This is a genomic window from Enterococcus sp. SMC-9 (assembly GCF_021011285.1).
Classification (GTDB): Bacteria; Bacillota; Bacilli; order Lactobacillales; family Enterococcaceae; genus Enterococcus_C; species Enterococcus_C montenegrensis.
On sequence record NZ_JAILYE010000006.1, the window covers coordinates 156,785 to 180,945 of the forward strand.

The 24,161-nt window shown below is 37.7% G+C and carries 26 protein-coding genes; 10 read left to right on the forward strand and 16 right to left on the reverse strand.

The features are described 5' to 3' along the window. Positions 1–3: 3 nt before the first annotated feature. Positions 4–777 carry a hypothetical protein gene (locus K4422_RS10765; protein WP_206903314.1) on the reverse strand — a complete coding sequence of 258 codons (774 nt, stop codon included), beginning with the start codon at positions 775–777 and terminating at the stop codon, positions 4–6. A gap of 535 nt (positions 778–1,312) precedes the next feature. On the opposite strand from K4422_RS10765, the gene K4422_RS10770 reads away from it, so the two are divergent. Continuing rightward, positions 1,313–2,335, forward strand: coding sequence for an LLM class flavin-dependent oxidoreductase (locus tag K4422_RS10770; protein ID WP_206903313.1), 1,023 nt, complete (start codon positions 1,313–1,315; stop codon positions 2,333–2,335). Positions 2,336–2,523: 188 nt separating this feature from the next. Here K4422_RS10770 and K4422_RS10775 read toward each other — a convergent pair whose 3' ends face one another. The 5 genes from K4422_RS10775 to K4422_RS10795 form a co-directional block, all read right to left on the reverse strand. Next, positions 2,524–2,784: a metal-sensitive transcriptional regulator gene (locus tag K4422_RS10775; protein ID WP_206903312.1), complete on the reverse strand. Its 261-nt coding sequence runs from the start codon at positions 2,782–2,784 to the stop codon at positions 2,524–2,526. Beyond that, complete coding sequence (locus K4422_RS10780) at positions 2,771–3,073, reverse strand: rhodanese-like domain-containing protein (protein WP_206903311.1); 303 nt, start codon at positions 3,071–3,073, stop codon at positions 2,771–2,773. Before K4422_RS10780 ends, K4422_RS10775 begins: the two co-directional genes overlap by 14 nt. Continuing rightward, the gene (locus tag K4422_RS10785; RefSeq protein ID WP_230711097.1) at positions 3,066–4,718 is read right to left on the reverse strand and encodes an FAD-dependent oxidoreductase; all 1,653 of its coding nucleotides are present in this window, start codon (positions 4,716–4,718) and stop codon (positions 3,066–3,068) included. The genes K4422_RS10780 and K4422_RS10785 overlap by 8 nt, the downstream gene beginning before the upstream one ends. Beyond that, the gene (locus K4422_RS10790; protein ID WP_230711098.1) at positions 4,718–5,032 is read right to left on the reverse strand and encodes a rhodanese-like domain-containing protein; all 315 of its coding nucleotides are present in this window, start codon (positions 5,030–5,032) and stop codon (positions 4,718–4,720) included. The genes K4422_RS10785 and K4422_RS10790 overlap by 1 nt, the downstream gene beginning before the upstream one ends. 187 nt (positions 5,033–5,219) lie before the next feature. Continuing rightward, positions 5,220–5,687, reverse strand: coding sequence for a TspO/MBR family protein (locus tag K4422_RS10795; RefSeq protein ID WP_206903308.1), 468 nt, complete (start codon positions 5,685–5,687; stop codon positions 5,220–5,222). Between the two features lie 207 nt (positions 5,688–5,894). Between K4422_RS10795 and K4422_RS10800 the strand changes: the two genes are divergently transcribed. Next, positions 5,895–6,089: a hypothetical protein gene (locus K4422_RS10800; protein WP_206903307.1), complete on the forward strand. Its 195-nt coding sequence runs from the start codon at positions 5,895–5,897 to the stop codon at positions 6,087–6,089. A 114-nt stretch (positions 6,090–6,203) separates the two neighbouring features. Further along, the gene (locus tag K4422_RS10805) at positions 6,204–7,097 is read left to right on the forward strand and encodes a diacylglycerol/lipid kinase family protein (protein ID WP_230711099.1); all 894 of its coding nucleotides are present in this window, start codon (positions 6,204–6,206) and stop codon (positions 7,095–7,097) included. 99 nt (positions 7,098–7,196) lie between these two features. Here the strand turns inward: K4422_RS10805 and K4422_RS10810 are convergent, their stop codons facing one another. Continuing rightward, the gene (locus K4422_RS10810; RefSeq protein ID WP_230711100.1) at positions 7,197–8,660 is read right to left on the reverse strand and encodes an aldehyde dehydrogenase family protein; all 1,464 of its coding nucleotides are present in this window, start codon (positions 8,658–8,660) and stop codon (positions 7,197–7,199) included. Positions 8,661–8,975: 315 nt separating this feature from the next. Here K4422_RS10810 and rsxC point away from each other — a divergent pair, with 315 nt between their 5' ends. The 3 genes from rsxC to K4422_RS10825 are packed head-to-tail and all read left to right on the forward strand — an operon-like array spanning position 8,976 to position 11,880. After that, on the forward strand, positions 8,976–10,304 hold the full coding sequence (rsxC, locus tag K4422_RS10815; RefSeq protein WP_230711101.1) for an electron transport complex subunit RsxC: 1,329 nt from the start codon (positions 8,976–8,978) through the stop codon (positions 10,302–10,304). Continuing rightward, on the forward strand, positions 10,291–11,292 hold the full coding sequence (locus K4422_RS10820; protein WP_230711102.1) for an RnfABCDGE type electron transport complex subunit D: 1,002 nt from the start codon (positions 10,291–10,293) through the stop codon (positions 11,290–11,292). Before rsxC ends, K4422_RS10820 begins: the two co-directional genes overlap by 14 nt. 12 nt (positions 11,293–11,304) lie before the next feature. Further along, positions 11,305–11,880, forward strand: coding sequence for a hypothetical protein (locus K4422_RS10825; RefSeq protein WP_230711103.1), 576 nt, complete (start codon positions 11,305–11,307; stop codon positions 11,878–11,880). A 270-nt stretch (positions 11,881–12,150) separates the two neighbouring features. Here K4422_RS10825 and K4422_RS10830 read toward each other — a convergent pair whose 3' ends face one another. Together K4422_RS10830 and K4422_RS10835 are read right to left on the reverse strand one after the other, a co-directional pair. Beyond that, positions 12,151–12,705 carry a chromate transporter gene (locus K4422_RS10830; protein ID WP_230711104.1) on the reverse strand — a complete coding sequence of 185 codons (555 nt, stop codon included), beginning with the start codon at positions 12,703–12,705 and terminating at the stop codon, positions 12,151–12,153. Then, positions 12,706–13,260 carry a chromate transporter gene (locus K4422_RS10835; RefSeq protein WP_206903300.1) on the reverse strand — a complete coding sequence of 185 codons (555 nt, stop codon included), beginning with the start codon at positions 13,258–13,260 and terminating at the stop codon, positions 12,706–12,708. A gap of 110 nt (positions 13,261–13,370) precedes the next feature. Between K4422_RS10835 and K4422_RS10840 the strand changes: the two genes are divergently transcribed. Next, positions 13,371–14,255 carry a LysR family transcriptional regulator gene (locus K4422_RS10840; RefSeq protein ID WP_230711105.1) on the forward strand — a complete coding sequence of 295 codons (885 nt, stop codon included), beginning with the start codon at positions 13,371–13,373 and terminating at the stop codon, positions 14,253–14,255. Positions 14,256–14,305: 50 nt separating this feature from the next. Here K4422_RS10840 and K4422_RS10845 read toward each other — a convergent pair whose 3' ends face one another. From K4422_RS10845 to K4422_RS10875, 7 genes are all read right to left on the reverse strand, one after another. Then, the gene (locus K4422_RS10845) at positions 14,306–15,154 is read right to left on the reverse strand and encodes a MurR/RpiR family transcriptional regulator (RefSeq protein ID WP_230711106.1); all 849 of its coding nucleotides are present in this window, start codon (positions 15,152–15,154) and stop codon (positions 14,306–14,308) included. Between the two features lie 36 nt (positions 15,155–15,190). After that, complete coding sequence (locus K4422_RS10850; RefSeq protein ID WP_230711107.1) at positions 15,191–16,072, reverse strand: ROK family protein; 882 nt, start codon at positions 16,070–16,072, stop codon at positions 15,191–15,193. A 66-nt stretch (positions 16,073–16,138) separates the two neighbouring features. After that, complete coding sequence (locus K4422_RS10855; protein ID WP_230711108.1) at positions 16,139–17,479, reverse strand: ABC transporter substrate-binding protein; 1,341 nt, start codon at positions 17,477–17,479, stop codon at positions 16,139–16,141. Positions 17,480–17,508: 29 nt separating this feature from the next. Beyond that, the gene (locus K4422_RS10860) at positions 17,509–18,345 is read right to left on the reverse strand and encodes a carbohydrate ABC transporter permease (RefSeq protein ID WP_230711109.1); all 837 of its coding nucleotides are present in this window, start codon (positions 18,343–18,345) and stop codon (positions 17,509–17,511) included. A 12-nt stretch (positions 18,346–18,357) separates the two neighbouring features. Continuing rightward, positions 18,358–19,215 (reverse strand): carbohydrate ABC transporter permease, encoded by an 858-nt coding sequence (locus K4422_RS10865; RefSeq protein WP_230711203.1) that lies wholly within the window; start codon positions 19,213–19,215, stop codon positions 18,358–18,360. A 116-nt stretch (positions 19,216–19,331) separates the two neighbouring features. After that, complete coding sequence (locus K4422_RS10870) at positions 19,332–20,024, reverse strand: N-acetylmannosamine-6-phosphate 2-epimerase (RefSeq protein WP_230711110.1); 693 nt, start codon at positions 20,022–20,024, stop codon at positions 19,332–19,334. Positions 20,025–20,045: 21 nt separating this feature from the next. Beyond that, positions 20,046–20,915 (reverse strand): N-acetylneuraminate lyase, encoded by an 870-nt coding sequence (locus K4422_RS10875; RefSeq protein WP_230711111.1) that lies wholly within the window; start codon positions 20,913–20,915, stop codon positions 20,046–20,048. A gap of 250 nt (positions 20,916–21,165) precedes the next feature. Here K4422_RS10875 and K4422_RS10880 point away from each other — a divergent pair, with 250 nt between their 5' ends. The 3 genes from K4422_RS10880 (at position 21,166) to K4422_RS10890 (ending at position 24,133) form a co-directional block, all read left to right on the forward strand. Next, positions 21,166–21,630 carry a YhcH/YjgK/YiaL family protein gene (locus K4422_RS10880; RefSeq protein ID WP_230711112.1) on the forward strand — a complete coding sequence of 155 codons (465 nt, stop codon included), beginning with the start codon at positions 21,166–21,168 and terminating at the stop codon, positions 21,628–21,630. Between the two features lie 179 nt (positions 21,631–21,809). Further along, positions 21,810–22,304 carry a GNAT family N-acetyltransferase gene (locus tag K4422_RS10885; RefSeq protein WP_206903297.1) on the forward strand — a complete coding sequence of 165 codons (495 nt, stop codon included), beginning with the start codon at positions 21,810–21,812 and terminating at the stop codon, positions 22,302–22,304. A gap of 212 nt (positions 22,305–22,516) precedes the next feature. After that, positions 22,517–24,133 (forward strand): FAD-dependent oxidoreductase, encoded by a 1,617-nt coding sequence (locus K4422_RS10890; protein WP_206903296.1) that lies wholly within the window; start codon positions 22,517–22,519, stop codon positions 24,131–24,133. Positions 24,134–24,161 lie beyond the last annotated feature (28 nt).

Here is a 24,161-nt window from a genome sequence, read left to right on the forward strand (position 1 = left end):
TTATTATTTTGTTGCGCGCTGTGATTGTTGTAGCAATTGATCCAACAATACGATTGATTCATCCCGCATTTTTTCAATATAATTTTGATAACGAATACAACCTTGCTTTAGTTCATCTAATTCTTCTTCGGACTTCATTTTTATGTCATGAGCATCAAATTCAGCCTTTCGCACAATTTCCTTAGCTTTAGACTTTGCTTCTATTAAAACGTCTGCTAATTCATTTTTTGTAAGTTCTAACTCATCCTGTACTGAATTGGATTTTGACGAAATTAACTCTTCTTTTACTCGTTGGTAATCTTCTTGAACTTTTTGATATTTCACTTGCAATTCAGTTAACTCTATTGGATCAATTTTATCTTCACTACTGGCTTTAAGTTCGTGACTTTCCAAACGTTGCGTTAGTTCCATTGCGCGGTTACTCGCAAATTCTAAATTGTTTGTTAACTGTTTATTCTCCGCCTTAAGTGTTTCAATCTTTTGGTTTAATCGCTCCACTTCTGCCACACGTCCATCATAATCAGCTGGGATTGCCTGAACAGAAGCTAACTCGTTCTCCATATTCTCAATAGTAGTTTGTAATTTTTCTTTTTCATTTGTTAAAGTCAACTTTTCTTTTTCTATCATTTCATTTTTTACTTTCAACGCTTCTATTTCTTTGCTGAGTGCAGTATTCTTTGCTTCTAATTCTGAAACCACTTCGTCATCACCGTCACTCTGAAATCCTAATTCCTCCAATTCAGCCAACAAATCATCCTTTTTCTTCTTACCAAACATGTTCGTTCCCCCTCTTCCTTTTTATATTCCGTCTGTTTATTTAGTAAAACCAACGACCTAAGCCAGTTTTACCTACACCTAATTTTTTTAGGCCACATTTTTAGTATATAAAAATTCTTGAAACCCATTTCTCAAAATTAATAAAATAAATCAATAAAATAAAAAAAACACGCCCTCCTTTTTTTCAAAAATTCATAGATTTACAAAAAAAAATGATAATTTTATAAAAAGCATCACTTTAATTCCTGCATTTATTTAAACTCGCAAAATATATCGGGTACTATTGCGCTATAGTCCCCAATCAAATCTTTCCGACAAAGATAAAAAAAAGATTGATTGGAAAAACTATTTTTTGCGTAAACATTACTACACTCAATGTTGCATTTTCTAAAAAAATAAATATGAAATTCGATCAATATTCGCAATATTTTTCTTTCCGGCACAATTATTCGTCTTTTAAAAAAAATCGTAGTAAACTCATGGTAATTTATCAGCAAGGTTATGCTGATAAAAGAAATAAAGGAGGATATCCATCATGAAAAAAATTGGTTTTTTGAGTTTTGGTCATTGGATGGACCGGGGGTCATTGGTTAAGACCGCTAAAGATGCTTATTTGCAATCGATTGAATTAGCTGTTGAAGCCGAAAAAATCGGCATTGACGGTGCATACTATCGCGTTCATCACTTTGCACCTCAAATTGGTTCACCATTTCCACTTCTTTCAGCAATTGGTGCTAAAACAAGCAAGATTGAAATTGGAACCGGTCTAATTGATATGCGGTATGAAAATCCGTATATGATGGCTGAAAATGCTGGCTTAACAGATATTATTACCCAAGGACGCGTGCAACTTGGCGTGGGCCGTGGTTCACCAGAACAAGTTTTAGATGGTTGGAAATATTTTGGCTATGACTATAGCGAAGATGAAATTAAAGAAATTACGCGGGAACGGACATTAGAATTTCTTGATTTATTAGAGGGCAATTATTTTGCCGAACCAAATCCTCAACCGATGTTCCCACAAGGACCTGGTAAATTGCGGATTGAACCTTATTCAGAAGGTTTGCGTCAACGTATTTGGTGGGGTGCTGGTTCAAAAGAAACTGCGATTTGGGCAGCGAAACACGGAATGAACTTGCAATCTTCTACTTTGGTAAATTATGAAAGTAACGAGCCTTTCCATGTACAACAAGCTAATCAATTACGTGCATTTAAACAAGCTTGGAAAGAAGCTGGTCACGATTTTGAACCACGTACCCTCGTTACTCGCTCAATCCAACCAATTACAACGGACTTGGATCGTCAATTATTCGGCCAAGACGGACAACCGCAACAAGACTCCGTTGGCTATTTGGCTTACCACCGCAATCCAACCATTTTTGGTCGGACATTTGCTGGTGAACCAGACAAATTAGTAAAAGAATTAGCTGAAGACGAAGCAATCAAAGAAGCCGATACTGTCCTAATCACGATTCCAAATACGCTAGGCGTTGAATATAACATGCATATTTTGGAAACAATCATTAAAGATGTGGCCCCAGAATTAGGCTGGCGTTAAGAAAAGATTTAAAACTAGAACGCTCGGAAAGTTTTAAAAACTAGACTACTCGAAAGGTTTTCTTCGTACTTTTATAGTCAGGCCTAGTGGGACCTAGTATTTCTAAAAGCTCATTTAAAAAGCGACGAACTTACAAGCTGTATTTATTGAAGGCAATCTTCATACAGTGGTAGGTTCGTCGCTTTTTTTTATTTTTTAATAATCATTTGAATGGCCTGATCAATTTTTTGTTGCTGAATTGTTGCATTCGTTGTTGGGTTTTCCAAACAATTTTTTAGGTTTTCTGCCACGATAATGCCCATGACGCGGTCAATACTAGAACGGACAGCACTTAATTGGGTAATCACATCCACACATTCTTTTTCATCTTCAATCATCTTTTGAATGCCGCGAATTTGACCTTCCGTGCGCTTTAAACGATTTAATATGTTTTTATCACATGTGGCCATCGGTTATTTCCCCTCTCCATTCCACCATTCCGCCTAAAACATTCGTCACATGATAGCCTTTTTGACTTAAAAAATCGCATGCTAGTCCCGAACGTCTGCCAGAATGACAGATAACATAATAATGGGTGTCTTTGTCTAATTCTTTAAAGCGGCTTTCTAATTGGCTTAACGGAATATTTTGGGCGCCAGGGATATGTCCGGCGACAAATTCATCGTCTTCTCGCACATCCACAAGAGCTACATTTTGCCATAATTTAGCAAATTCATCATTTGTAATTGTTTTATTCATATTCAATCTCCTCTGGTTTGACCATTTTATACAAAGCAAAAGCGCCATCTAAATTTACCACATCAAAGCCATTTTGCTTTAAAATTCGCTCGGCGATATAGCTGCGTAACCCACTGTGACACGTTACAATGTAGGCTTTTTCTTTATCCAGTTGTGCTAAATTATCCCGTAATGTATCTAAAGGAATATTCACAGCTTGTGAAAACTTTCCATTTTTAGTTAATTCTGCTTTATTCCGGACATCTAATAATAGCTTGCCTTTTTTCATTTCCTCAGCAAGTTCATGCCATTGAATATTTTGACTGAAGCCTTCTAGGATGTTCAAAGCACTATAACCCAACATGTTGACTGGATCTTTGGCCGAGCCAAAAGGTGGCGCATAGGTGAACTCTAATTCTGGTAAGTCAAAAATAGTCTGCCCGCCTTTAATTGCCGTCGCCAAAATATCGATGCGTTTGTCGACACCTTTGGCTCCCACACCTTGAGCCCCGTAAATAGCGCCCGTTTTAGGATTAAAAATTAATTTCAAAGTTAATTCAGTCGCATCAGGATAATAGCCGGCATGATCTTTCCCGCTAATATGAATAACCTCATAATCTAATCCTGCTTGTAGGGTGCCTGTTTCACTAAGTCCAGTTGCTGCCGCACTTAAATGAAAGACGCGGACAATTGCGGTTCCAATACTTCCTTTGTTTTTGCGAGGCAAACCAAAAATTACATCGGCAACTTGGCGCCCTTGCCGATTAGCCGGTGAGGCCAACGAAATTAACGTATCTGCGTGGGTGATTTGTTGTTTTGTCACAACGGCATCTCCCACTGCAAAAATTCCCGCTAAATTCGTTTGATAATTTTCATCAACAATAATGCCACCTTTCATACCTAATTGAATGCCGGCTTCTTTAGCCAGCGTCGTATCTGGTTGAACCCCCACAGATAAAATTGTGATGTCAGTTGTCAAACTACTGCCATCTTCAAGAATAATTTTTTCTCCGGCTTGTTGGAATGCTACTGCTGATTGACCCGTAATCACTTTAACCCCATTTTCCACCAATTCTTTTTGAATAAAACTTGCCATCTCTTGATCGAATGGTGGCAAAACATGTGGTGCCTTTTCCACAATTGTCACTGCTAATCCGGCTTTTTGTAGATTTTCCGCCATCTCCAAACCGATAAAACCTGCACCAATAACCGTTGCCCGTTTTACGTCAGGTGTTAACGCCTGCATGATTTTGTCCAAATCTGGTACATTGCGGAGTGTGAATGTATTTTTTGCCTCCTTCAGTCCTGTAATTGGTGGGATGAAGGGTTTTGCCCCCGGCGATAAAACTAAAACGTCATAATTTTCACGATAGATTTCATTTTGATTTTGAATTGTTACTTCTTTTTTTACGGCATCGACTGCTATTGCTTCATTAAATGGGCGAACATCCAGATTAAAGCGTGCTTTCAGGCTTTCGGGCGTTTGCACAAGCAACGCTTCTCTTTCTGTTATTTCACCTGAAACATAATAGGGCAGGCCACAGTTGGCAAAAGACACAAAGGGGCCTTTTTCCAAAATAATAATTTCTGCTGTTTCATCCAAGCGGCGAAGTCTTGTTGCTGCTGACATACCACCAGCAACACCCCCTACAATAATTACCTTCATTATTTTCCTCCTCTAACTTTATCAGACCACTGATTCATGCCGCCTTTAACATTGATTACGTCATAGCCTTTTTGTTTTAATTGTTTTGCTGCTTGTTTACTACGCATGCCCGACTGGCAGATCACGTAAATTCTTTGATCTGTTTTTTCTTTGTAGGCCGCAATTTTATTTAGCGGAACATTTTTTGCTTTTGCAATATGCCCCTGCCGGTATTCAGACGGCGTCCGAACATCTAACAATACAATGTTATCGGCTAATTTTGTTGCTAACTCTATTGTTGTAATATTTTTTATCTTTGAAAAAAAAGAAAACATCGCTTCGCTCCTTATATACCCTAATAGGTATATTTAATAGTAGAAAAGGCTCTTTGTCAAACCAAGCGCCTGATTTACTTAGGAAAATAACACTCCAACGAAATTCCAGTATACCCATGGCGGGTATACTGGAGGTTTACGGACAAAAAAAACTACTGCTAAATCCAGTAGTTTTCTCCTCATTTTTTTAATTTTTGATAGCCAAGCCGATAGCCAAGTATGCGGCATACACACACCAGATAAAATAAGGGGTAAATAAAAACGTCGCCAGCTTTTGAATTGTATAAAAGTAAATGATGCAAGCCAAAACTACTGCTAATAGCAATAAAACAATGACTACGCCCACCCAAAAATTCGTTGCGCCAAAGAACACAATACTCCAAATAAAGTTTAATAGTAGCTGTAGGAAAAATAAAAATAAGGCGCGATTTTTCACTTTCTTACTTGTCTTCGCCTCTAAAATGAAAAATAGCGCCGTTCCAATTAGGCCATACAAAACTGTCCAAATAATTCCAATAATATTTCCCGGTGGTGAAAACGGCGGTGTGTCCAATTTTGCATAGGTAGCCGCAATATCCCCCGCTAGCAATCCTGATAAAATCCCAACGGCTTCAACGCCGATTACACACAACAACCACTGTCCAATTCTCTTCATCTTCTCGCTTTCTTGCCTCCTTTTTATAGTCAAAAGCTAACTTTAAAATAGCTACTTTTATTCATCATACGCTTTTTTCCCACGACAAAAAATCAATCTGCTCAAATTTCAAATAAATAATTCGTAATTTTGCCGCTTATAAGACGAATCATTCGATTATTTTATCTAAATGGGTTATTCTACCTAAAAATGAAGGACTGTTGCCTAATGACAAACATGAATGCGAAAAAAACATGCCAAGCTAAAATAGTCGGTTTAGAAGGTGTCCATGAAGTTATTTTTGTGAAGGAATATCAGAATGTGGCCATCGTGGAATGCTTAGATACAAAAGAATTGGCGGTAGCACGCCTATGCGATTTTGTCACCCCAAATAAAAATGAAGTGAAAGAAACTCGCCAATAGGCGTGCTGGCTTCAATACTTTAGAATTTTAATAAGCTGATTAAAAAGTAAATTTAGGCGCTTTTATTCCTTATTTCCAGCTAAAAAGTGTTACCCTTAAGAAGAGGTGATAGCAATGCATTATGCTATTTTTTATAATCCAACTGCAGGACGTGGCGATAATGAAGCAACCGCAAAAAAAATTGCCACAAAATTAAAGAAAGCAGGTCATACATCTGAAGCTTTGACTGCACCCAATCCAGAAGAAGCCGTCAAAAAAATTCGCAACTCGTTAACAGATTACGATGCGCTGATTTCAATTGGTGGTGACGGAACGTTAAACCTAGTAGCCACGGCTTTCTTACAAGCAAACAAAACGATTCCGCTGGGGATTATTCCCGGTGGGACAATCAATAATTTTGCTACTCGTTGGGAAATCCCTACAGATTTGGATCAGGCAATTTCTTTAATTTTAGCGCAAAAGCTACAACATGTCGGGATCGGTTCTTGCCAAGACGGTCAAAAAGCGATCGTTAGCTCCTTGACTTTCGGTACGTTAGCAGATATCTCCAACCAAGTTCGTCAAAGTGAAAAGCGAAAATTTGGCTTACTGATTTATCCATTAAAAGGTCTAAAGCAGATTAGTCAAAAAGCTTCTTATCATGTTCACATTCAAGCCGAAAATTTCGATAAAAAAATGAAAGTCTGGATTTTCTTACTCACCACCACGCACTTAGTTGGAGGTATCGATTACGTTGCTTCCAGTCCCCACGCGTTTCATGTTAGTATCTTGCACAATATGCGTCTAGGAAAATTATTTCAGTTGCTATTTTTTGTACTGACTGGTAACTTGCGTCAAAAAGAAAATAATACTTTAACTTATTTGAAACCAAAAAAAATTACTGTCAAATCTTTGGAACAAAAGTCCATTTATAGTCGTATCGACGGCGACAAGGGACCGGCCTTACCTTTAACAATCGAATTTTTAGACGGCTTTTTGCCAATTTATACAGCTGGAAAAAAAGATTAGTCAAAAAAGTTTACGCTAAAAATCAAAACAGGCAAAAACGACCTGCTTTCTATTAAAGAAAGCAGGTCGTTTTTTCACACTATCAACTAAAAATCTAACTTATTCAATATGCATATAAATATTTTTGGTTTGAGAGTAGGCATCGAGAATTGTTTTATAGGTTTCTCGTCCAATTCCCGATTTTTTATAACCGCCAAAAGGTGTACCTGCCGGCAGCTCTCCATAGGTATTGACCCACATCGTTCCTGTGCGAACAGCTCGCGCTACACGGAAAGCTTTGTTGATGTTTTCAGTAAAGACGCCCCCAGCTAATCCGTAATCTGAATCATTCGCAATCGCAATGGCTTCTTTTTCCGTTTCAAATTTAATCACTACAATTACCGGACCAAAAATTTCTTCTTGGGCGACGCGCATATCATTTGTAACATCGGCCAAAATTGTTGGTTTAACAAATGCCCCCTGAGACAAAGGACCATCCGTATAACGATCTCCACCTGTGACGACGCGAGCCCCTTCTTTTTGGCCAATGTCAATATAATCTAAAATCGTTTCGACTTGTCCTTCATTAATTTGTGATCCCATCACCGTATCTTCTTGCCAAGGCAAGCCCACTTTTACTGCTTCAAAGCTTTCTGCTAACTTAGCGATGAAATCATCGTAAATATCGGCTTGTACTAATAAACGGCTCCCAGCAGAACAAACTTGGCCTTGATTGGTTAAAATACCATTTTTAGCAAACTCTAAAGCCCTTTTTTGATTCGCATCACTGAAAATGATATGGGCTGATTTTCCACCTAATTCAAGCGTAGCTGGAATTAAATTTTTAGCAGCTCCTTTTGCGACCTGATAGCCTACTTCAGTCGAACCCGTAAAAGCAATTTTGGCAAAACCAGGATGAGTCAACATATAATTCCCTGACTCTGAACCTTTGCCTGTAATCACATTTAATACCCCTTTTGGCAACAGTGGCCCTATTAATTTTGTTGCTTCTAATAAGCTAAGGGGTGTCGAGGACGAAGGATGAATGACAATTGTATTTCCTGCAGCCAATGCCGGCGCAATTTTCCACGCTGCCATTAATAAAGGGAAATTCCAAGGCACGATTTGTCCGACAACGCCGATTGGTTCTTTTAAAACCATCGTCAGTGTATGCTCATCTAGCTCTTTGATCGTACCTTCTTCTGAACGAACAAGTGCGGCAAAATAACGGAAATGATCGACAACCAACGGAATATCCGCATTTTTAGTTTCCCGCAATGGTTTTCCGTTATCGTAAGTTTCAATCCACGCCAATTTTTCTGCATTTGCTTCCAAGACGTCTGCAATTTCTAGCAAAATTTTACTACGTTCTTCAACACTGGTCACACTCCAAGTAGCAAATGCTGCTGTTGCAGCTTTTACCGCATTATCCACATCTTCTTCTTCTGCGCTAATAAAAGTTGCTAAAGTAGTACCATCACTGGGGTTTTTAGAAGTTAACGTTTCTCCTTTAACACCTTGGGTCCAATTTCCATCAATGTACAACAAATACTTGTCATCCAGTAATTCTGCAGGTTTTTTCACCGAATCTCCTCCTATTTAACTTGTTTTACTTAAGGTCAGGTAAATCGTAACACTTTACATTTACCTCGCTAATTTCAGTATAAAGAATAAAGGAAACACACTTCAAACAATATGTATCCGCTTTCTTTTTTAGTTGAAATAACTTTTATCTAAAACTTGCCCTATCCGAATTTCAGCAATACTTTTTTATTTTTTAAGATTTTATTAAGGCGGCTTTGCGCTTTTTTCACCATTTTGGTTTTTCCCATATTTCTTTTGTGATTTTTTTCCTTATGTTACGATAAATATATAGCGTTTTCAAAAGGAGGGACAAGCATGAAAATAAAGCAATTTTCTGGTGGTTTCTTTTTTGACGCCAGTACGAATAAATTAAAAGAATTATTTCAAGTAAAGCAAAACAACGTCGCCTACTTTGAGCCTGAAAAAGTCGTTATCCCCTTTGATCAACATATCGGATCTCCCAATAAATTAATCAAAAAGGTCGGCGACTTTGTCACAAAAGGAGAAATTATCGCCAAAAATTCTGCCGATATTAGCGGCCATGTCCATACTTCTGTTACTGGGAAAGTCATCGCTGTTTGCGAAGTACCTGCACTTGGTGGCAAAACACAAACAGCCGCAGTAATCAAACGAGATCCGTCTAAAAATACTGCTGAAAGTTTAATTTCTCCTGATTTTTCTTTTGAAAAAGCTGTCCGGGCAGCCGGGATTGTCGGTCTTGGTGGTGCAACATTTCCAACTCACGTCAAATTAAATCCCGCTAGTCATATCGATGTCCAAACGATCATTTTGAATGGTGCTGAATGTGAACCGTTTATCGCGTCTGACGATTTTTTAATGCAAAAAGAAAGCCGAAAAATTTTGCGCGGCGGTGAAATTGCCAGAGAAATTTTAGGTGCTAAAACGATTTTAGTCGGCATCGAAAAAGATAAACCAAAAGCTATTACAGCGATGAAAAAAGCTGCTGCAAAAATCCCCAATTGCCACGTCATCCCACTGCCAGTGAAATATCCTCAAGGCGGTGAGGGACAGCTCTTGGAAACTTTAATCGCTGCTGAGTCTCCTCTTGATGGTCGTTCGGTTGAAACGGGTGCCTTTACGATTAACGTAGCCACGGCTTTTGCGATTTCAGAAAGTGTCGATGAAAGAAAAGCCTTGACCCATCGTTACGTTACTATTTGCGGCGATGTTAAAATGCCACAAGTAATTTGTTTCCCACTTGGTACACAAGTGAAAGACTTAATTGACTATTGTGGCGGTTTTATCGGAACACCTTCTCGCGTTATTCACGGTGGACCCATGATGGGAAAAAGCGTCACAGATTTAGCGCTCCCTTTAACAAAAGGTAGTAACGGCATCATTGTTTTTAACGAAGCCCACGATGGTAAATACCCTGAATCCCCGTGCATTCGTTGCAATCGTTGCGTAGAGGTTTGTCCTGTTCGCTTAGAACCGCAAAATATTGATCTAGCTTATCGAAGTGGCGATTTATTTACCTGTGATCAATTATTGGCCACAGCTTGTATTAACTGTGGTTGTTGTACGTATGTTTGTCCGGCTAGACGCAATTTAGCAGCCAATATTACGCAGGCTAGTGGTGAAATTAAGCAAGAAAAGGAGGCGCTAGCAGATGCCAACAAATAAAATTTCATTAAAAATGGCCGACTCCCCTCATTTACACGGAGATACCACCACCAGAGAAATTATGAAATGGGTCTTAATTACTTTACTGCCAATTGTGCTTACTGCTGGTTATTTCTTTGGTTGGCGCATTTATCTGTTGTTTTTAATCGCAATTGTTACGGCCCAATTGTGTGAGATCATCTGGTTTAAATTTTTGAAAAAAGATTTAACTTGGGATTTGAGCGCTATTGTGACAGCTGTATTAATGACCATGAACTTGCCCCCTTCTGCCCCTTGGTATTTCCCTGTGATTGGCGCTGTTTTTGCCATTATTGTTGTAAAAGAATTTTTTGGGGGCTTAGGTTATAATTTTTTAAATCCTGCATTGGGCGGTCGTGCACTATTAGTCGGCTTATTTTTCCAAGATATGTTTAAAATCAGCTGGCCCAACCCACCATTTGCCAATTTCTCTCCAGATGTTCTTACCAAAGCGACACCACTAGCACAGATGAAAACAGAAACATTAAGTCCAGCCCAATTGTGGCAAAATTTCTTAGGGGTGACTGGCGGTCGAATTGGCGAAACCAGTAGTCTGCTGATTTTAGTGGCGGGCTTGGTTTTATGGCGCAAAAAAATTATTCAACTCCACATTCCCCTCATTATTTTAATCACTGTTGCTATCGGCGCTTGGCTTTTTGCTGGCGACGGTAGTTTGGCACCGTGGCAAACAGTGACCGGGCACCTGTTTGGCGGCGGATTATTATTAGGTGCCATTTTTATGGCTACCGATTACGCTTCTAGCCCTGCTTTAAAATTTGGCGAATGCCTCTATGCTTTTGGCATTGGCTGTTTGATTATTGTCTTTCGTTTTTGGGGTGCGACAAGCGAAGGAGTCAGCTATGCAATTTTAACTATGAATTGTGCCACACCACTTATTGACCGCTTATTGCGCCGCCGAGTTTTAGGCGAACAAACTGGACTGCCTTTTGGGTTAAAATTAAGAAGATAGGAGGCAAAAGCAATGACTTTACCTTTACGTTTAACCTGTTTTTTCGTTATTTTAGTACTTCAACTTGTCGTTAATCAAACCCCAGCAAAAGTCGGTAAAAAAGAAACTACTCCGTTTTTAAAACAAATTCAACTCACCTGTTTAATTGTAATTGCTGCTTTGGGCGGCGCTAGTTTATTTTCGCTCTACTACCACTTAGTCGGAATAAATGGCAGTAATAAAGTAGTGATGCTCCCGTTTTTAGTCGGTTTGATGAGCTTTTTAACAAGTGGTGTTATCCTCATGTTTACAAAGAAAAAAATAGGTACTACGTTACAATCTTGTCTTGTGATTTTACCGCTGATTTTAAATTTGGCGCTCGTACCTGTAGATCAAATAGACCGCTCTTCTGATTTTTGGTACACCTACTTACTTAGCTTATTGTTCTTTTTAGTTGTCAGTATGTTTTCTGCGGGTATTTTAGAGCGACTTAAAATCGCACCCATTCCACGACTTTTACAAGGTGTGCCGATTCAGTTTACCGTTTTAATGTTGATCTTTTTGAGTCTTTCCTTTTTCAAAGGCGTTTTCTTTGGTGAATTATTTTAACCGTTTCACTGCAGGTAAACTACCAAATATAAGAAAAGCCGCACGAACTCCCTACGGCGTTAAGTTCTAATTTTAAGAAATTTGAGGAGCAATTTATTAAAATGAGCCCTTACCGCTTGGGAGTTGTGCGACTCTGTAAAACTTTTCTACTTGGCTAGTTTTACAGACGAACTCCCTACGGCATTAAGCTCTAATTTAAAAAAATTTGAGGTGCAATTTATTAAAATGAGCCCTTACCACTTGGGAGTTGTGCGACTCTGTAAAACTTTTCTACTTATAAACAAGGCCGCCGATGATGCCGGCAGCGATCATTAGTACGATGGGGTTGATTTTAGTTTTTCGCATAATAAAAAGTGAAATTGCCATTAAGATTAAGGCAATCCAATCCAATTTGGCCCAATTAAAACGCGCCAAATCACTATTATTAAAAAGTGTTAGCAATAAAATCGTTAACCCCGCTGACATGATTAATCCAACCGAAGCTGCCTTTAAACCAGCAAGTAAGCTTTGAACAGGTTTTGATTTTCGCTTTTTTTGAAAAAAGGCTGCCAAGGCTAAGGAAATAACCACTCCGCCGGCAATACAGCCGACCGTGGCCACGACAGCCCCTGGGATACCAAAGAGCTGCATGCCCACAAATGTTGAAGTATTCACAGCCAAAGGTCCTGGCGTCATTTGCGAGATCGTAATAATATCGGTAAAAACTTTTTCTGACAGCCAATGAAGTTCAGTCACAATTTGTTCTTGGATTAACGGAATAATCGCATAACCACCACCGATGCTTAAAAAGCCAATGGTTAAAAAGCGCCAAAAAAGTTCCAACATTTAAAACTCCCCCTTTTTGTAGACTGTTGCGAAACACAAGACCGCCGTAATGCCTAAAATCACTAAGACATTGACTTGAAAAAAGGCATTGGCGATAAAACTAAAAGGAATTAATATGGTTAGTAGTAGCTGTTTTTCCTGCACAATTAACTGCACCATATCAATGAGCAAATCCACGATCATCGCGGCCACACAAGCTTGCATTCCCCGCAAGACGGCCATTACCATTAGATTTTGACTGAAGGCAACATAAAAACTGGAAATCACTGCGAGAATCACAATAGGAGGAATAATGCCACAAACAGCACTTAAAATCGCTCCTGCATAGCCGCCTGCTTTTTTTCCTGCTAACACACTTAAATTAATCGCAATTGCACCTGGTGAAGATTGAGCAATCGCCGCCATTTCCATCAAGTCGTCTTGGGAAAAATATTTTTTTTCATCTACATAAAATTTACGAATCATGGGTACCACAACATAACCGCCACCAAAGGTAAAGGCGCTAATGTATAAATTAACGCGGCAGATCCATGCGTAAAATTTCAACTTCTCCATTTTTTCACCTCATAAAATTTCAGTCATTTTTACCTATCATTATTTAAGTATAGGGTTTGTTTTCACATGTGTGAAATGCTATTATTTGCATAATAACATGAGTAAAATTCATGCAAAATGAGGTGAATTTGATGCAATATCGTCAATGTTTAATTTTTTATACTGTGGCAAAAGAAAAAAGTTTTACCCGGGCGGCTACAAAACTTTTTATGACCCAATCTGCCATTTCCCATACCATGAAAGATTTAGAGGCAGAAGCAGGCATCCCTTTATTTGAACGCCTCCATCGTAAAATCGAACTGACCGCGGCCGGTAATACGCTACTGACTGCTGTTACGCCGTTGGTCGAAAAATTTCAGCAAGTCGAAATACAACTACAAAATTTGGAACAAAGCGCACCTTTGCGGCTGGCTTCCTGCATTACATATGGTGAAATCACCTTGCCTGAAGTATTGCAGCAGTTCAAAAAACAACTACCGCAGCAAAAAATCACTGTGCATATTTCTCCTGCTGATGATTGCTTTAAGAAATTAGCGGCAGGAAAAGTCGATTTAGCCATTTTAGAAGGGCGGGTTCCCAGTGAAAAGTATCAGCAAAAAGTAATTGCGAACTACCCCCTCGTTTTTGTGGCGGCACCAAATTTTTTACCCACGGCAACTGGCAAGCTGACTTTGCCGGAACTTTTAAATCAGCCCTTGCTGCTAAGAGAGCGCGGCTCAGCTGTAAGAGAAACCTTCGAAGCCTTCCTAACGCTAAAAGGACTACGGTGCTATCCTCTGTGGGAAAGTACTGACTCGGCTAGCTTAATTGCCGCCAGCAAGAAGAAAATGGGCATTAGCTTATTGCCATACTCTTTAGTGGCTAACCAACTAGAAAAAAAGGAACTGGTAGAAATCTCCGTCTCTAAAATAAAACTCCATAATGAAATTACGGCGTTACGCCCTGCTAGTGATAATTATCTGCCTGCGTTAGAAAAATTGTGGGAGTTATTGTGAGGATGAGCATAAAAATAAACGAGAGAATCTAGTCTGATTCTCTCGCTTATTTATTTAATAGAATGACTTTTAGAAGTAATATTGTGTTTATCATGACGGTTGCGTTTTGTCATCATCTCATCTACTTCTTCATAATTTCTTTCATACTCTTCTTCACCACTCATCAAAATTGTTGTAATGATGTCCAGTAAATAGATAATAGCAAATTGCGTGTTCACGAATTTCTTCTCATCAGCAAAATTACTGCTAAAAACGACGAGTGAAATATCACTGATTTCAGAAATATAACTATCTGCAAAAGAAGTAATGGAAATAATTCCAGCACCTTGTTCTTTACAAATATCTAAAGTCTCTACAATTTCATCTGTAGCGCCTGATGAAGAAATTGCAATAACTAGATCATCTTCCGTCAATGATCGACTCCCAATTAACATTAAATGAGTATTTGTTAAACAACGAGCGGTCATTCCCATTTTTAAAAACCGTAGATTCAATTCCTCTGCAGTAAAACCGGAACTCCCTAATCCATAAATATAAATTCGCTTTGCTGTTTTAATTTTCTTAATTGCTTCATAAATCAATTTTTTATCAAGACTTTTGTTAGTTCGATCGATAATTTTATTATAGTAATAATAAATCTGATCAAAATAGTCATCTTGTTTCACTTCAAATTGATTGGAAATGGAGTTGATTTTCATTTTCATATCGACATAAGAAACTGCCCCCATTTTACGACAAAAACGTGTAATTGTTGAAGTTGAGGCACCAGTTACTTGGGAAAGACTCGTAATATTCATATTTTGTAGACTACTATCATTTTGTAAAACATAATTGGCAATAGCCTTTTCTTTATCGGATAATTCATTATATTTTTGTTGAATCGTTTGTAAGATATCCATGCTACCGGCCCCCTTTTCTAGTTGTCAGTAAACCATCTAGTTAATTTGTCTTGCTAAAAAGTGATACAATGCGCCTACCATTCCGGCTTTATTCCCTAGTTTAGCAAAATACAACAGACTTTCCCCAAAAATTGGCGAAATTAACTGTTCAGTAATTTTCGCTTCTAGACGCGGTTGGATAAAGTCTATCTGTTCCATAATTCCTCCGCCTAAAATAATCTGTTCGGGATTAAGCAGATACATGATGGTACTAATACCTTTCGCCAAATCCTCTAACCAATCATCTAAAACTTGCAAGATTTGTTCATTTCCTGATTTTGCTAACGCCATAATTTGATGTCCATTCAATTCTTCTGTTAGAACTTGTTGCGCTCGCTTAGTTAAAGCATTTGTTGAGGCTAAATCTTGAAATTTATGGCCATCCACATTTAAATAGCCAACTTCTCCGGCACAAAAACTCGTTCCTCGCACAAGCTCACCATTTTGATAAACAGCACCGCCTACACCAGTTCCGACTGCTAAGCAAACAATGTTTTTTTGTTCCAATAATTGTCCTTGCCACGCCTCAGCTAACAAGACACAATTAACATCGTTTTCAACTTCACAAGGTAAATTAAATTTATCTTTAATTGCCCTTTTGAAGTTTGTTCCTTGAAAATTTGGAATAGTATAACCAGCATATGCCACTTCGCCTTTATCAGGATCAATCACACCAGAACTGGAAATTGCCACACCGGCTATGCTATATTCTACTGATATACGTTCTGTTAAGTCAAGAACGGTGTCCAAAATCATATTTTTTGATTCAGTATTTTGACAAGGCGTTGCTTTATTTAAGAAAATTGCCTCTCCTTTTTCATTATAGACACCGCTTTTAATACTCGTACCTCCGATATCGATACAGAAATAATTTGTCATTTAGAAAATTCCTTTCATAAAAAAGTAATATAAGCCGGTAAGTCAGTAGACTTACCGGCTTATAAATTATTTATTTTCCAGTGCTTTTGATCGCCGTAAACCGCGATCAATAACTTTATTGCCTGTTTTCACAAAATTATCTAGAGCAACCTGTGGTGTTTTGTCACCAGTCATTACTGCTTGCAATTCTGGATATAAAGCATTGCGGATTTCAGCATAGCCTGGACTATTATTAGAAAAATTCACTACATACTTATCGTTTGCTAAGTATGCATCTAGATAAGGTAAATCCTTTTTATGTTCGTCCGCGACACTATTACGGACTGGCAAGAAATTGGTACTTGCTTCTACCAATTCTTTATTTTCTGAATAGAACTTAACAAAATCCTGTGCCAATTCCTTTCGTTTTTCTCCATTTGTATTAAAGACACCTGAACCAAGTACGTAGGTAAATGAAACTGGCGTACTCTTTCCTGGCACATTGGCCAGTCTAGTATCAAACCTTTCTACCGTACTATCCTTCATCGCACCTAACATCCCGTTAAATAACATTGCGTTAGTAAAACTGACGGCCACTTGCTGATTTTGGAACATCGCATTTACATCATTACTTACTAGAGACTCTGGGCCAGCTGCAATTAATTTTTCTTCTTTTAGTTTCTCTAAAAAGCTTAGCGCTTTTACACCGGACTCCTCATTTACAACCAGCTCACCTTTTTCATCAAAGAATTGATTGCCAAACATTCGTAGATACATCATATTCCATGTATCTCCTTGATTATTCTTACAAAAGAATCCCAATGGGGCAACTTTACTATTGATTTCTTTCAATTTTGTCAAAATTTGATAGAACTCATCGGTTGTCCATGTTGCAATTTCATGTTCACCACCAATATACTTTTCTAAACCAGCAGCTTTAAACATGTCTGCATTATAAGCTAATGTGCCAGGATTTTGAGCAAACGGATAAAAATATGTTTTCCCGTCAATTTGAACATTATTCCAAATCGCATCAGAAATATCAGCTTCATTATTTTTATCAATTACAGCGTTAAAAGGTTCCAATAGACCTTGATGTGCAAAAGTGGATAACACAAAGGTAGAGTCAAAAAAGACATCTGGCAACGTATTTGTTTGCGTAGCCACACTCATTTTGCTATCCCGCTCATCCCCAGGTACTACTTGGACGTTGATTTTGACATTAGGATGTGACTTTTCATACATCTTGGCAGCTGTCTTCAAGAAACTATCGTAATCCGCATTTTTTTCATCTGCGCTATAAGTACCTTTCCACTGCGGTGTTAACCACACATCAATTTCATTTTGCGCTTTGGCATTAGCGGAACTACAACCAGCCATACTAAAAAGAGCGATTCCTGCTATCAAGCTTAAAAACATTTTTTTCATGATAATAATCTTCTCCGTCACAAGCACTGTTACTCTTTAACCGCGCCTGCAGTGGCTCCTTTCGTAAAGTATCGTTGAAATAAGATAAAGATAATAAGCATTGGTAAAGCTGCTACTGCAGCTCCTGCTACTCGAAGTCCAATATTAGGGTTAATATCTTGCTGTAAACTGGCTACACCAATCGTTAGCGTTTTCATTTCTTTGCTGCGAGCCATCAGTAATTGCCATAAATAGTCATTCCATGCCGTAACAAAATTCAAAATAAAAAGTGCACCAATTCCCGGTTTTACAATGGGGAGCATAAGTTTACTGAAAATTGTCCATTCGTTAGCCCCATCTAATTTAGCAGATTCTCGTAAAGATTCCGGGATATCTTTAAAAAAGGAATATAACATAAACGTACCAAAACCAGTCGCTAAGTTGGGCACGATCATCGACTGATAGGTATCAATCCAGTTTAAGCCAATAATCACATCAAACAATGGAACAATAAATGTTTCTTTAGGCACCATGATTGAAGCAATTACCATAATAAAAAGTACTGTCCGACCTTTAAAATGTAATTTTGCAAAACCATAAGCTGCTAAAGCAGAAATTAATACACTGAATAAACTTGTTAGAAATGAGACAATAAAACTATTCCAAATCCATTGAAAAGCCGGTTGACCTTGAAATAATTCGGTTAAGTTGCCGGTAAACCACTTTTTAGGTAATATGTCCGGTGGCATTTTATATATTTCTGGCGAAGTTTTAAAGGTATTGGTTAACAACCAAAAAAGTGGCAGCAAGAAGCATAGCGCTAGGAAAAAAACGATAATATTGGTAATTAGATCAAATTTTTCCATTCGTTTTAATTTGGCTAACACGAGATGACCTCCTTATTTTTCTGATTTTAGAAATGTCTTTAACTGCGGTAAACTAAACAGCATTGCGATAATAAACATTAAAACACCAATTGCTGAAGCTGCACCGGTATTGTTGTAAATGAAGGCGTTTTGGTACAAGTAATACATCATTGTCACAGAAGCATTATTAGGTCCACCTCCAGTTAATAATTGAATAACGACGAAAATCTTCAACACTGCAATAATATTGATTATTGTTAAGTAAATAGTTGTTGGCCGCATTAAAGGTACTAAAATATGACGAATTCTTTGCCATCTAGTAGCACCGTCCAACTGTGCAGCTTCAAATAAATCTGCTGGTAGTCCAATCATAGCAGCAATATACAAAATAATAGCTTGACCTACATTTCCCACAAAGGTAACAAAAATAATTACTGGCATTACTGTTCGGCTATCTCCTAGTAAGTTAACATTTTCGATACCGATATTGTTTAAGGCATAACTAATCAGACCGTTGGAAGGATTAAGCAAGAAATTCCAAATAATACTCATAACCACCATTGAAACAATTACTGGTAAATAATAACTCCCTCGAATAAATGATACGTATTTAGGATTCTTATCGTAAACCGTGGTCGCTACAAATAAAGCAAAAACAATTGTAGCCACGACAATCGCAACGACAAAGAAAATCGTATTAAAAATCGACTTCACAAAGATTGGATCTTGAAACAAATCAATGAAGTTTTGCAAACCGACAAAATATTTATCCATACCATATACTTCATAGAGACTCATTTTAAAGCCTTTTAAAACTGGATACACAATAAAAATCAACATCAATAGAATTTGCGGTGCAATAAAGGCATAGCCGGAATATGGATTATCAATACCGCGAAACTTTTTCTTTGTCTTCGTTTTTTTTCCGACATCTAAGCGTTGTGCTTTTTCCAATTTCTTATCCCCTTTCAACTAGAATTCGGCGCAAAATACGTCGAATTCTAAATTTAACTTTCAAGTGCAGTAACAAATTTTTTTGTAATCAGCTGTGGCCGGGTAATCGCACTACCTACTACAACCGACCAGACGCCTTTTTTCATAACTGCCGCCAATTTTTGTGGTGTATCAATGTTACCTTCCACGATAATCGGTTTATGAATCACTTTTGTCATCTCATCTATCAAAGCAAAATCGTTATCAGCGATATCTTGTCCCTTCGTTTCTGCTGTATAACCATGAAGCGTAGTAGCAATAATATCAAAGTCCAACTCTTGGCAATACTTGGCATCCTCTAAATTTGAACAATCCGCCATCAATAAGATTGCAGGATACTCTTCCTTAATTGTCGCTACGATATCTGCTAATTTTTCATCATTTGGTCGTGTTCGCAATGTACCATCCATTGCTACAACTTCACAGCCAATACTGCAAAGAGCACGAACTTCCCTTAAAGTCGGCGAAATGAACACAGGATTGTCACCGTACTCTTTTTTGATAATGCCAATTACAGATGTTTCATTAGCATCTTTAATACATTGAATGTCGGCAATTGTATTCGCTCGAATTGCTTTTGCCCCCGATTCTAACGCCGCTTTTGCCATACGACTCATAATAAACGGACTATGGAGCGGCTCCTCTGGTAAAGCCTGACAAGATACAATTAAATTGCCTTTAACTTCAGATAGAAAATCATTCTTCATTACTTATTCCCCCAAAACAAATTACATATAGTCTTTCACAAGTTCTTTAGCCACCTCAACTTGGGCTTCTGTATAGCGTTTCATTGGTAAATGACAATAGCCCATCTCAACACCTTTTTCAGTTAGCATTAATTTCAGTGTATTGTACAATCCGTTATCTAATATTTTTTGAATTAAATCGTTTGTTTCCGCTTGTACTTTACGCGCTGTTGCAAAATCATTTTGTTCGACAGCCTCCAAAATCTGACGTGCACGTTTGGCATTTACATTAAATGTGGATCCAATTGCACCATCAATTCCTACAGCTGCTGCTGGTAAAAGCATTTCATCAAAACCTGAATACATCAACTTATCTGGGAAGCGGCTACGCAAACGTTCCATTAAGTAAAAATCCCCTGCTGTGTATTTCACTCCTGTAATCTTTGGATTTTCAAAAAGCTCACCAAATTGATCTTCACTGAAATTAACTCCTGTCAGTGCTGGAATAGAATAAACAATTAGTTCAGCCTCAACGTCTCTTACAATTTCAAAGTAGTAATTTTTAATTTCTTCAAAATCAAATTTATAGTAAAAAGGTGTCACTGAAGAAATTTTTCGATAACCTAATTCATTGACAACATAAGCAGCTAGCTCTTTTGCCTCATAAATATTTAGCGACCCAACTTGAGCGATCAATTCAATTCTGTCTGCAGCAACTTCCTTTACAATTTTGAAGATGTTTTTTTTAGTTGTGATATCCAACATGAAATTTTCTCCAGTGCTGCCACCAACATATAGTCCATCTACTTTATTTTCAGTGATATTGTACTCAACTACTTGTCTTAAGCTGTCTTCCATCAATTTACCTTCTGCATCAAAAGGTACCAATAATGCTGTTATTAATTGTGCCATGATAGCGCCTCCATTTATTTGATAAATTCAATATACCACGATAATTATTTTCTTGTATTATTTTTTGATGAAAATATTTTTCTATAACGGTTATTATCTATGTTTTCGTGGCTAAATTCCACGCTGATTTTCTCATGAAAATAATTTTACACAATAAAAGCGTTGATAAAATCATTTTCTTTGGTTACATTGTAAACGATTTCTAATCCGATTTGAGATTAGAACATTCTAATTTTATGGAGGGATTTTTTTGTTAATAACGAACATCAAAGAACTTGATCAACTTGGCGAAATACAAGCGCAACTCAAAATAATTCATGCGTTTGTTACTAGATGGCAAAGAGAACCATGGAAATTCACAGAGAAAAAATTAAACGAACAAGTATTAGTACGATATCTAAAATATGAAACAGATACTTTTACAAATAGAAGCTGGGAAGCACATCGAAAAGAAATCGATTTTCACTTGATGTTACAAGGAACCGAACGAATTTACCTAAAGGACTCACAAGAACTAACTGCTAGTGAATACCATGAGGAAAATGATTATTATTTGTTACAAGGAGCGAGTAATCATTTCATTACCTTAAACAGCGGGACCGATAAGGAAAATATGTTATTACTTTGGACAGATGAAGCCCACAAAACTGGTGTAAAAACTGACATTAAAAGCGAAACTGTCGAAAAAATGGTTTTTAAAATTAAACTCAGATAATAAAAAAGCGGTTGACATTTATTAATATTGTCAACCGTTTTTCCTATTCAAATTTTCTCTTTCCAAATTCTTCGTTATTTATAATTTTTGAATTCCATGTTAGAATAAAGCTTATTGTTTATTTCATAATTCCAAGTGAATTATTTATTTTTTTCTATACCAAAGGAGTTTAATAATCCATGGATTACAAATTAAAAATTTTAACCAACCAAGATTTACCAGCTATTACTACACTTTGTCAAGAAGCTAGTGATTATATGACGCTGGCTACTGGACAATCAAATCCAGCCAAAGAAGCACAAGATTTACTCACATCTTTGCCCCCTCAAAAAAAAGTAGAAGATAAAACACTTTACGGCATTTTTAACAATCAAAATCGTTTAATCGGTGTTCTTGATCTTGTGAAAGATCATCCCACGCCAAAAGCTTGGATGATTGGCCTATTGCTGCTTACGCCCAAAATGCGGGATCAAGAAATTGGAAAACACGTGCATGACCAAATTATGGCACAAATAAAAGCAGCAGGGGGCACCGAAATTCGGTTGGGTATTTTGAAAAATAATCCGCGGGCACAAGAATTTTGGCAACGACAAGGTTATACTTTCCAAGAAGAAAAAATCGGGACTGTGGCTGGTGTCTTAATGCCTGTCTATGCTTTTAAACGCAAATTATAATTCGTAACAAACTTCACGATGTTAGCTTTTCAAGCTCGTTTGATTTTGTGCAAAAACCACCATTTTTCTTTTGAAATTTGGTGGTTTTTTTATGCGCATAAAGTGCATTGCAGCAAGCTTTTGACGCTTATTTTTGGTAAGTGTTTTTCTTTGCCACCCTTAAAAAAAACAGTTACTATACAAGTAAGTCAGAAAAAAGGAGCTGTTTTCTTGTGAAAATTATCGTTGTTGGCGGCGTAGCTGGCGGACCTTCTTTTGCCACTCGTTTACGTCGTTTAAATGAAACTCATGAAATCGTTTTATATGAACGTGGTGAAAATATTTCGTTTGCTAGTTGTGCGTTACCTTATTATTTAGGCGGTGTTATTAAAGATCGCGATAGCTTGATTGAACGGACACCCGCACAATTAAAAGAAAAAAATAATATCGATGTTTTAATTGAACATGAAGTTACGAGCATCGACCCGGTTAACAAAACTGTTGTTGTGAAAAATTTGGCTGATAATACCCAAAAAATCGACAATTATGATCGTTTGATTTTGGCATCAGGCGCTCGTCCTACACTTCCGCCAATTAAAGGTGCCGACGAAGCTAAAAATGGTTTCATTTTACGAAATGTAACCCATGCTGATAAAATCATGGAATTTTTGAATAACGAAAATCCAAAAAGCGTGACAGTTTTAGGTGCCGGCGTAATGGGCTTGGAATTAGCCGAAAACTTTAAAGAACGTGGATTAGATGTAACGTTAATTGATCAATTACCACAGGTTGCTTTCCCCTATGATACAGAAATCGCTGATTTAATTTATGATCATTTAATTGAACATGGATTAAATGTCGTTTTAAATACGACGGTCACAGAAATCAGTGATCACGGTCACACTGTTCACCTATCAAATGGCGATACCCTAAAAACAGATATGATTATCTTTGCAACCGGCGTGGCACCAAACAATGAATTAGCTGCCTCCGCTGGTATCGCATTATCAAAAACTGGGCAAGTAAAAGTTGATAATCGCTTGCAAACAAATGTTGAAGACATTTATGCCATTGGCGATATTATCGAAACAACAAGTATCGTAACTGGGTTACCAACACCAAGTATGCTTTCTAGTGCAGCTAATCGCCAAGGCCATTTATTAGCTGACATCATCAATGGTGCCGATCTTCATTATCGTGGTTACCTTGGTAGTGGTGTAGCGAAAATTTTTGATTATACTGCTAGCTATACTGGTTTAACTGAACATATGCTAAAAGCTGCCGGTATCACAAATTACAAATCAATTTTTATCACACCATTTGACCACGCCTATTTCTATCCCGGTGCGGAACGATTAAACTTGAAATTAATCTTTGACGGACAAACTGGAAAAATTTTAGGCGCTCAAGCAGTTGGTAAAAAAGGTGTCGACAAACGGATTGGTCAACTATCTGTTGCCATTACCGGAAACTTGTCTGTCTTTGATTTGCCAGATCTTGAAATCCCTTATTCACCACCTTACTCTTCTTCTCGTGACGTCGTGAATATTGCCGGTTATGTGGGCATTAACCAAGTGACCAAAGTGGCCGAAACGATCCAAGTAGCAGCGATTTCCAAAGAAGATTTAGCAAATGCTTATTTCCTAGATGTGAGAGAACCCGGCAAAGCCAAAAGTGGTAGCGTAGAAGCAACAGCTAATATTCCTTTAAGTCAGTTGCGGGAACGTATCGCTGAAATTCCAACGGACAAAAAAGTTTACTTAACTTTCCGCAAAGGCTTAAACACCTATACGGCAGCCCGCATTTTAGCAGGTTTTGGTATTAAAGCAACAATGATCGAAGAAAACTAGTTGATCAAGTCAATATACGTAAAAAGCA